The organism is Lentzea albida, assembly GCF_900111005.1.
In the GTDB taxonomy this organism is placed as follows: Bacteria; Actinomycetota; Actinomycetes; order Mycobacteriales; family Pseudonocardiaceae; genus Lentzea; species Lentzea albida.
This window is the reverse complement of sequence record NZ_FOFV01000036.1, coordinates 25,325-34,930: the sequence shown is the minus strand read 5'-3', so window position 1 is coordinate 34,930 and position 9,606 is coordinate 25,325. Positions and strand designations below refer to the sequence as shown.

At 69.2% G+C, this 9,606-nt stretch carries 8 protein-coding genes; 7 read left to right on the top strand and 1 reads right to left on the bottom strand.

Translation table 11 applies throughout. From position 1 onward, the window contains the following. From BMY74_RS43725 to pknB, 7 genes are all read left to right on the top strand, one after another. Positions 1-449 (top strand): FHA domain-containing protein (locus BMY74_RS43725; RefSeq protein ID WP_143091977.1); only part of this gene is annotated, 449 nt, incomplete at its 5' end. Positions 450-500: 51 nt separating this feature from the next. Beyond that, positions 501-962, top strand: a complete 462-nt coding sequence (locus BMY74_RS43720; protein WP_030465595.1) for an FHA domain-containing protein FhaB/FipA — start codon at positions 501-503, stop codon at positions 960-962. Next, entirely contained in the window at positions 959-2,395 is a 1,437-nt protein-coding gene (locus tag BMY74_RS43715) for a PP2C family protein-serine/threonine phosphatase (protein ID WP_089928339.1), read from the top strand. Before BMY74_RS43720 ends, BMY74_RS43715 begins: the two co-directional genes overlap by 4 nt. 3 nt (positions 2,396-2,398) lie before the next feature. Continuing rightward, positions 2,399-3,871: an FtsW/RodA/SpoVE family cell cycle protein gene (locus BMY74_RS43710; protein ID WP_089928337.1), complete on the top strand. Its 1,473-nt coding sequence runs from the start codon at positions 2,399-2,401 to the stop codon at positions 3,869-3,871. Further along, positions 3,868-5,340, top strand: a complete 1,473-nt coding sequence (locus tag BMY74_RS43705) for a peptidoglycan D,D-transpeptidase FtsI family protein (protein ID WP_089928333.1) — start codon at positions 3,868-3,870, stop codon at positions 5,338-5,340. Before BMY74_RS43710 ends, BMY74_RS43705 begins: the two co-directional genes overlap by 4 nt. Then, positions 5,340-6,776 (top strand): serine/threonine-protein kinase, encoded by a 1,437-nt coding sequence (locus tag BMY74_RS43700; protein ID WP_089928331.1) that lies wholly within the window; start codon positions 5,340-5,342, stop codon positions 6,774-6,776. The genes BMY74_RS43705 and BMY74_RS43700 overlap by 1 nt, the downstream gene beginning before the upstream one ends. A gap of 55 nt (positions 6,777-6,831) precedes the next feature. Further along, positions 6,832-8,835 (top strand): Stk1 family PASTA domain-containing Ser/Thr kinase, encoded by a 2,004-nt coding sequence (gene pknB, locus BMY74_RS43695; protein ID WP_089928329.1) that lies wholly within the window; start codon positions 6,832-6,834, stop codon positions 8,833-8,835. Positions 8,836-8,900: 65 nt separating this feature from the next. Here pknB and BMY74_RS43690 read toward each other — a convergent pair whose 3' ends face one another. Beyond that, complete coding sequence (locus BMY74_RS43690; protein WP_089928327.1) at positions 8,901-9,542, bottom strand: aminodeoxychorismate/anthranilate synthase component II; 642 nt, start codon at positions 9,540-9,542, stop codon at positions 8,901-8,903. Positions 9,543-9,606 lie beyond the last annotated feature (64 nt).

Sequence of the window (9,606 nt, the reverse complement as noted above, 5' to 3'; positions counted from 1 at the left end):
GCCAGCAGCAGGGCGGCGGCTACGACCAGGGTTACGGCCAGCAGGGCGGGTACGACCAGGGTTACGGCCAGCAGCAGGGCTACGGCCAGCAGGGCGGCTACGACCAGGGCTACAACCAGGGCGGATACGCCCCGCCGGCGACCCAGGGCGCCAACCGCCAGCTCAACGCGACCCTGCACCTCGACGACGGATCCAACCGGACGTACAACCTGAAGCAGGGTGGAAACGTCGTAGGACGTGGGCAGGAAGCCGACTTCCGCCTCCCGGACACGGGAGTCTCCAGGCGCCACCTGGAAATCTCCTGGGACGGGCAGAATGCGATGCTCGCTGATCTCGGTTCGACCAACGGCACCACGGTGAACGGCACGCCAGTGCAGACTTGGCAGCTCGCGGAAGGCGACGTCGTCCGCATCGGCCACTCGTCACTGGTCTTCCGCACCGCGGGCTAGAGGTCGACACGGGCGTCGGTAAGCAACTCAAGGCAGGAGCGGTTACAACCGGTGCCAGAGCTGGTGATGCAGCTGACCAGAGCGGGCTTTCTCGTGCTCCTCTGGCTCTTTGTGCTGGCCGCCCTACGTGTGGTCCGCTCTGATCTCTACGCAGCCTCAGGGCTCCGGGCGTCAGGTCTGCCCGGATTCCGGAGGTCCGAGAAGTCGGCGAGGGGAAGCAAGGCGCCTCGGCAACTCGTGGTCACCCACGGGGCGCTGACCGGCACCCGCATCTCGCTCGACGGCAGGCCGATCCTGATCGGCCGCGCTGACGACTCCACCCTCGTCCTGGACGACGACTTCGCGTCGACCAGGCACGCGAGGCTGTCCATGCGCGGTACCGACTGGTACGTGGAGGACCTCGGCTCCACGAACGGCACCTACCTAGACCGAGCCAAGGTCACCGCACCCCTGCGCGTACCTCTCGGCACCCCGATCCGCATTGGCAAAACGGTGATCGAGCTGCGCTCATGACCTTGGTTCTTCGATACGCGGCCCGCAGCGACAGGGGCCTGGTTCGTTCCAACAACCAGGACTCCGTGTACGCGGGCCCCCGCCTGCTCGCAGTCGCCGACGGCATGGGTGGCCACGCCGCCGGTGAGGTCGCGAGCAAGGTGGTCATCGCCTCGCTGGCCCACGTCGACGACGACGAGCCTGGCGACGACCTCCTCGGCAAGCTGCGCGACGCGGTCGCGAGTGGCAACGGCGCCATCTCCGAGCTCGTGACGAGCGACCCGGACCTGGAGGGCATGGGCACCACGCTCACGGCCATCCTGTTCGCGGGCAACCGCCTCGGACTCGTGCACATCGGCGACTCGCGCGCGTACCTCCTGAGGGAGGGGTCCTTCGCCCAGATCACGCACGACGACACGTTCGTCCAGTCGTTGATCGACGAGGGCCGGATCACCCCGGACGAGGCGGCCACGCACCCGCAGCGCTCGTTGCTGCTGCGCGCCCTCACGGGGCACGACTTCGAGCCCAGCCTCACGGTGCGCGAGGCGCGCGCCGGCGACCGGTTCCTGCTCTGCTCGGACGGACTGTCCGGCGTCGTGAGCCTGGAGACGCTCGACGAGGCGATCCGCATCCCCGACCCGCAGGCCTGCGCGGACCGGATGATCGAGCTCGCGCTCAAGGGCGGCGGTCCCGACAACGTCACGGTGATCGTGGCGGACGTCGAGGACGTCACCTTCGGCGACGACTACCCGATCGTCGGTGGCGCGGCCGGTGACGGCAGCGAGGAGCACAACACCCCGCCGGACTCCGCGGCGTCACGGGCGAGCGCGCTCACGCAGCAGCGCCCGCCGATGCCGCAGCGGATGGAGGCCCCGCCGCCGCCCCCGCAGGACCCGAAGCGCAAGAAGCGCAACGCCCTCAAGGCGTTCGCGCTGATCTTCGTGCTGCTCCTGCTGGCCGGTGTCGTCGCGGTCGGCGGCAAGCTGTGGCTCAACACCCAGTACTACGTCGGCGCCACCGAGGACGGCCAGGTCGCGATCTTCCGCGGTCTCAACGGCTCCGTGCTCGGCTTCAAGCTGTCGTCCAAGGTCGAGGACTCGTGCCCGCCCGGATCCACGGGCTGCACCCCGATCACGCTGAAGGACCTGCAGGAAGCCGGTCGCAAGACGATCACCGCCGGCATCCGCAGCGACAACGGCCTGGACGGCGCGCGCGCCGCGGTCCGCCTGCTGCGCACCGAGCACATGCTGCCGCTGTGCAAGGACACGTCGTCGACGTCGACCAGCACGACGCCCTCGACGCCCTCGACGCCTCCGTCCACGACGAGCAGCACGCCCGGCAGCGCGTCCAGCACGGCACCACCGCCCAACGGGTCGACCGAGTCCACGTCCACCGAGCCTTCGCTCACCCCCTCCCAGCAGAAGCCGGGTGTGGAATGCCGGGAGGGTCCGTAGTTGATGGGCTCGCCCACCCCCGCCGGGGAAGGCTCACCAGGCGCGTCGGTGGCGACCAACACGTCGCCAGGGCTCAAGGCGCCGACGCGACGCGGCACCGAACTGGTGATGCTGTCGTTCGCTGCCGGTCTCGTGACGCTGGCACTGATCCTGGTCGAACTGAACCAGGAACGCTCGCTGAGCATGAGGATCCTGTACCTGGGCCTCGCGTACCTCGGGCTCTTCGCGTGCGCTCACCTCGCCGTGCGCAGGTGGGCGCCGTACGCCGACCCGGCGATCCTGCCGTGCGTCGCGTTGCTCAACGGGCTCGGCCTGGTGGTCATCCACCGGATCGACCTGGCGCTCGAGGGCACCGTCTTCCCGGACGGCTCGGTGTGGGACCCGGTGGCGTTCAAGCAGGTCATCTGGACCGCCATCGGGTTGTTGCTGTTCGCGGCGACGCTGAAGTTCCTCACCGACCACCGCATGCTCGCGCGGTTCGGCTACACGTTCGGCCTCGTCGGACTGGTCGCGCTGCTGCTGCCCGGTGTGCTGCCCGGTTTCATCGCGCCGACGATCAACGGCGCGAAGATCTGGCTGCGCATCGGACCGCTGTCGATCCAGCCGGGTGAGTTCGCCAAGATCCTGCTGATGGTCTTCTTCGCCGCGTTCCTGGTGTCGAAGCGGGACCTCTTCACCACGGCCGGCCGCCGGTTCCTCGGCATGGACCTGCCGCGCGCCCGTGACCTGGGCCCGCTGTTCGCGGCCTGGGGCGTCACGGTCGCGGTCATGGTCCTGCAGAAGGACCTCGGTTCCTCGCTGCTGTTCTTCGGCATCGTGCTCGTGCTGCTCTACGTCGCCACCGAACGCGCGGCGTGGGTGGTGCTCGGTCTCGGCCTGTTCGCCGGTGGCGCGGTCGTCGCGTGGAAGCTCTTCACGCACGTCCAGCAGCGCGTGGCGAACTGGCAGGACCCGATCGCCCGCTACGACGTCATCGGCGGCGGCTACCAGATCTCGCAGTCGTTGTTCGGGCTCGCGACCGGCGGCATCGGTGGTGCCGGGCTCGGCGCGGGCCGGCCGGAGATGATCCCCGAGGCCAACACCGACTTCATCACCGCCGTGATCGGCGAGGAGCTCGGGTTCGTCGGCTTCGCGGCGCTGCTGCTGGTCTACATGATCTTCGCGCTGCGCGGCCTGCGCAGCGCCATCGCCGTGCGCGACAGCTTCGGCAAGCTCCTGGGCGGCGGTCTCGCGTTCGCGGTCTGCTTCCAGGTGTTCATCGTCGTCGGTGGTGTCACCAAGCTGATCCCGATGACGGGTATCACCGCGCCGTTCCTGTCCTACGGCGGTTCGTCGCTTCTCGCGAACTACATCCTGGTCGCGTTGCTACTGCGAATTTCTGCGGCGGCACGGGCCCCGCAGCGGGCCGCGAAGCCGAAACCGCAACAACCGGCCATCGCGGACCAGCACACTGTGATGGTGGAGCGTCCCAAATGAACACACCGCTCCGCCGCGTCGGCATGGCCATGATGGTGATGATCCTGCTCCTGCTGGGCAACGCCACGTGGGTCCAGGTGATCAACGCCGACGAGTGGCGCAAGAACGCCTACAACCGCCGGGTGCTGCTCGACGAGTACGCCCGCAAGCGCGGTCTCATCACCGTCGCCGACGGCACGGTGATCGCGGACGTCAAGGAGACGACCGACCGCCTCCGGTTCCTGCGCACCTACAACGCGGGCCCGGCCTACGCGCCCGTCACCGGGTACCTGTCGGTCACCTACGGCACCTCCGGCATGGAGCGCGCCGAGAACGACCTGCTGAACGGCTCGGACGACAGGCTGCTGGCGCGCCGCATCTCCGCGCTGATCACCGGTCGCGACCCGGTCGGCGGCAACGTCCAGCTCACCCTGAACTCCAAGGTGCAGCAGACCGCGTACGACCAGCTGACGGCGAAGGGCTACACCGGTTCCGTCGTCGCGATCAAGCCGGACACCGGCGAGATCCTCGCGATGGCGAGCACGCCGTCCTACGACCCGAACCTGCTCGCGAGCCACGACGTGAACGAGCAGGCGGCGGCCTGGAAGCAGCTCACCTCGAAGGACGCGAACGACCCGCTGGTCAACCGCGCGACGCAGGCGCTGTACCCGGCCGGCTCGACGTTGAAGGTCGTCGTCGCCGCGGCCGCGCTGGCGGACGGCAAGAACAAGGACGCGCAGTACACCGCCAAGGGCACCGTGAAGCTGCCGAACACGCAGACGGACCTGCCGAACTTCAACGGCACCCCCTGCGGCCCCGGCGAGACGGTGTCGATGGAGACCGCGCTCGCCAAGTCGTGCAACACGGCGTTCGGCGAGATGGCGGGCCAGGTCGGCGCGAACAAGCTGCGCCGGCAGGCGGAGAAGTTCGGCTTCAACGACCCCGACCTCACCGTGCCGCTGGCCGTCGAGACCTCGACGCTCGGCCCGATCCCGGACGAGGCCGCGCTCTGGCAGACCGGCATCGGCCAGCGCGACGTGCAGATCACGCCGCTGGAGAACGCGGTGATCGCGGCGACGATCGCGAACAACGGCAAGCGCATGCAGCCGTACCTCGTGTCGAAGGTCCTCGGCCCGGACCTGAAGCCGATCGACGAGACCGACCCCGACGAGGTCGACACCGCGATGAGCACGGCGAACGCTAACGCCCTGCGGGACATGATGATCCAGTCGGAGATCAACACCGGTGGCGAGGGCCGCCTGCAGAACGTGCAGGTGGCGTCCAAGACCGGTACCGCGGAGCACGGCGCCAAGCCGTTGGAGAACAACCCGCACGCCTGGTACATCGCCTTCGCCCCGGCGCAGAAGCCGGAGATCGCGATCGCGGTCATCGTGGAGGACGGTGGCGACCGCGGTCTGGGCGCCACCGGCGGCAAGGTCGCCGCGCCGATCGGGCGTGCCGTGATGAACGCGTACCTGGCAGGCCGCTGATGCTCACGACGGGCCAGCTCCTCGCCGACCGCTACCGCCTCACCAGGCGGATAGCGGTCGGTGGCATGGGCGAGGTCTGGGAGGCGGCGGACGACAGGCTCGACCGCCGCGTCGCCGTGAAGGTGCTCAAGGCGGAGCTGTCCGGGGACCCCGAGTTCCTGCACCGCTTCCGCACCGAGGCGCGGATGACCGCGTCGCTCAACCACCCCGGCATCGCGTCGGTGCACGACTACGGCGAGACGGCGTCCATCGCGGACGGGCCGGAGGACACGGCCTACCTGGTGATGGAGCTCGTCGAGGGCGAACCGCTCGCGACGATCATCTCCCGCGGCCGGCTGACCGCCGAGGTGACGCTCGACCTGCTGGAGCAGACCGGGAACGCGTTGCAGGCCGCCCACGAACGCGGCCTGGTGCACCGGGACGTCAAGCCCGGCAACATCATGGTCACGCCGTCGGGGAAGGTGAAGATCACCGACTTCGGCATCGCGAAGGCCGTGGACGCGGCCCCCGTGACGCGGTCCGGCATGGTCATGGGCACGGCGCACTACATCGCCCCGGAGCAAGCTCTTGGCGGTGAGGCCGAACCGGCGAGCGACGTCTACTCGTTGGCGGTGTGTGGTTACGAGTGCCTGGCCGGTCACCGGCCGTTCCTGTCGGACAACGCCGTGACCGTCGCGATGATGCACATCCGCGACATCGCGCCGCCGTTGCCGCGCGACGTGCCTCCGGGCGCGCGGGCGTTGATCGAGGCCACGCTGGTGAAGGACCCGAGGCAGCGCTACCGGACCGGCGGGGAGTTCGCCGCCGCGGTCAGCGCCGTGCGGGTCGGTCAGCCGTTGCCGACGCCGTCCGGATTCGTCATGCCGCCGATCCCGCAGCAGGTCGTGCAGCCACCGCCCCAGGTGTCCCAGCCGTTGCCGATCCCGCAGCAGTCCGCGCACCACCCGACGGGACCGGTGCTCACGGGCACCCACCCGCCGCACCAGACCGGAACGTTCACCCCCATGCCGACACCACCGGGGAGAAACCGGACCGTCGTCTGGGTTATGGTCGCTTTTCTGGTGACCGTGCTCCTGGTGCTCGGCGTGGTCGTGCTGTGGAAGATGACCGCGGGGTCGAACGAAGGCACCGGGCAGGGTGGCCGGCCGATCACCTCCACTTCGGTGAACCCGAACGCGCCGGCGAACGGGCAGGCGAAGCCCGATTCCGCCGACCGGATACCGGGGAGTTCGCCGAAGCGGATCAACGAGGACGACTACATCGGTCGTTCCGGCGACGAGGTCAGCATCGACCTGATCGACCACGGCCTGGAGCCACGGGTGCAGAGCGCGCAGGGCACGTCGCCGGGCGACCTGAAGAAGTGCAGGGTCACCGCCATCGAGCCGACAGGCGAGGTGCCGGCCGGCTCGCAGGTGAAGGTGACGTGCGCGCCATGAGCAAGACCAGAACCGATTTGGGAACACCGTCGACGAGGAGCGGGACGAAGCACCGATGAGCACTCCGCGACTGCTCTCAAACCGCTACGAACTGGGCGAGACCCTCGGGTACGGCGGCATGTCCGAGGTCCACAAGGGGCGGGACGTCCGCCTCGGCCGGGACGTGGCGATCAAGGTGCTGCGAGCCGATCTCGCCCGCGACTCCCAGTTCCAGGAACGTTTTCGCCGTGAGGCGCAGAACTCCGCCGCGCTGAACCACCCGGCGATCGTCGCCGTCTACGACACAGGTGAGACGCAGACCGAGTACGGCCCGTTGCCGTACATCGTGATGGAGTTCGTCGACGGGCGAACGCTGCGCGACATCGTGAAGACGCAGGGCCCGCTGTCGGGCAAGCGCGCGATGGAGGTCATGGCCGACGTGTCGGCCGCCCTCGACTTCAGCCACCGGCACGGCATCGTGCACCGGGACGTGAAGCCGGCGAACGTGATGATCACGAAGTCCGGCGCCGTCAAGGTGATGGACTTCGGCATCGCCCGCGCGCTGCACGACGGCCAGGCCGCGGTCACCCAGACCGCGGCGGTCATCGGCACGGCCCAGTACCTGTCGCCGGAGCAGGCGCGCGGCGAGTCCGTCGACGCCCGTTCCGACGTCTACGCGGCCGGCTGCGTGCTGTTCGAACTGCTGACCGGCGAGCCGCCCTTCACCGGCGACTCCCCCGTCGCGGTCGCGTACCAGCACGTCCGGGAGGACCCGAAGGCACCGTCGCAGCTCAACCCCAAGGTGTCGCCGCAGCTCGACGCGATCGTGCTGAAGGCGATGTCGAAGGGCCCGGCGAACCGCTACCAGTCGGCGGCGGAGATGCGCGCCGACCTGGTGCGCGTGCTGTCGGGCCAGCGCCCGTCCGCGCCCGCCGTGATGACGGCCGAGGACCGCACCGCCGTGATGAACGAGCAGGCGGCCGCCCGTCCCGCGCGCACGCAGGTCGTGTCCGGTGGCAGGCACCGCCCGGCGGCGTTGAAGTCGGAACCGGACGACGTCTACGACCCGCTCGCCGACGAGGAAGAAGAGCGTCGCGCGAGGCGGAAGAAGGCGCTCATGATCACGCTGGTCGTGATCCTGTGCGTGGCCGTGCTCGGCCTCGCCGCGTGGATCACCGCGAACGTGATGGACAAGAGTTCCGGAGCGCCGGAGAAGACCACGGTCCCGTCGATCGTCGGACTGAGCCCGCTCGAGGCCAAGGACAAGATCAGGAACGCCGGTCTGTTGGCCGTCCAGGAGGACGTGGCCTGCGAGCCCGGTGCCGGTGGCGCCCCCGCGAAGTGCAACGCCGACCAGATCAACAAGGTCATCGGCACGAACCCGCCGGAGGGCACCCAGGTCTCGAAGGGCGGCCAGGTCACCATCTCCGTCGGCGCGCCTCCCGGTGAGGGCACCGTCCCCGACCTGAAGGGCAAGACCCCGGCGGAGGCCCAGGCGGTCCTCGACAAGGACCCCAACGGCTTCAAGCTGGAGCAGGCCGCCGAGACCGTCGCGGTCGACGACGCGAGCAAGGCCGGCAAGGTCGCGCAGCAGAACCCCGACGTCGGCGTGAAGCTGAAGAAGGGCAGCACGATCACCATCCAGCTCGGCAAGGCGCCGGACAAGGTGAACGTGCCCGGCGTGGTGAACAGCGACGAGGACGACGCCCGCCAGACGCTCGAGGGTTCCGGCTTCACCGTGCAGATCGAGCAGGTCGACAGCGCCCGGCCCGCCGGCACGGTCCTGTCGCAGACCCCCGGCGCCAACAGCAAGGTCGACAAGGGCACGACCGTCACGCTGAAGGTCTCGAAGGGCAACCAGATCGAGATGCCCGACCTGGTCGGCCTCGACCAGAGGGCGGCCGAGAACAAGCTGAAGTCGCTGGGCTGGAACGGTTCCTTCAACGTGCAGAAGGAGTCCACCACGGACCCGACGAAGCGCGACCAGGTGCTTTCGCAGCAGCCGGCGAAGGGCACGGCGATCACGAAGGGCACGGCGGTCACCGTGACCGTCGGCTCGCTGGGGATCGGCGGCAGTTAGCACCCAGGACGTGAAAAGGGCGGCTCCCGCTGGGGAGCCGCCCTTTTTCGTGCTCGTACCGCTCGTCAGAGGCGCGCGGCCGCGGCGAGCGTGCGCATGCCGTTCTCGAGCTGCGCGACCGTGGACTCGGGGACCTCGAACCCGCACACCTTGAGCCAGTTGGCGAGCATGCGGTGGCCGCCGTCGGTCAGCACGGACTCGGGGTGGAACTGCACGCCCTCGACCGGCAGTTCCCGGTGGCGCATCGCCATCACGATGCCGGTCTCGGTCTTCCCGGTGACCTCGAACTCCGCCGGGATCGTCTCCGGCAGCACCGTGAGCGAGTGGTAGCGGGTCGCGATGAACGGCTGCGGCACACCCGCGAGGACACCGTGGCCCTCGTGGAAGACGATGCTCGTCTTGCCGTGCAGCAACTCGGGCGCACGATCCACCGTGCCGCCCCACACCACGCCGATGGCCTGGTGACCGAGGCAGACGCCGAAGACGGGTTTGCCGATGTCGGCACACTTCTTGATGACGTCGACGCTCGCGCCCGCGCGCTCCGGTGTCCCGGGCCCCGGGCTGACGAGGACGCCGTCGACCTGGTCGATCTCGTTGAGGTCCACCTCGTCGTTGCGCCGCACGACGCACTCCGCACCCAGCTGGGCCAGGTACTGGACGAGGTTGTAGACGAAGCTGTCGTAGTTGTCGACCACGAGCACGCGCATGGAGAAAGCCTAGTCGGTCGCGTCGAGTGAGTTAGCTCTCGTCTTCACCTAGGTAAGGCTACCC

Coding starts and splice junctions, on each gene's coding strand:
- BMY74_RS43715 (WP_089928339.1), top strand. CDS start 959: ATGACCTTGGTTCTTCGATACGCGGCCCGCAGCGACAGGGGCCTGGTT.
- BMY74_RS43710 (WP_089928337.1), top strand. CDS start 2,399: ATGGGCTCGCCCACCCCCGCCGGGGAAGGCTCACCAGGCGCGTCGGTG.
- BMY74_RS43705 (WP_089928333.1), top strand. CDS start 3,868: ATGAACACACCGCTCCGCCGCGTCGGCATGGCCATGATGGTGATGATC.
- BMY74_RS43700 (WP_089928331.1), top strand. CDS start 5,340: ATGCTCACGACGGGCCAGCTCCTCGCCGACCGCTACCGCCTCACCAGG.
- pknB (WP_089928329.1), top strand. CDS start 6,832: ATGAGCACTCCGCGACTGCTCTCAAACCGCTACGAACTGGGCGAGACC.
- BMY74_RS43690 (WP_089928327.1), bottom strand. CDS start 9,542: ATGCGCGTGCTCGTGGTCGACAACTACGACAGCTTCGTCTACAACCTC.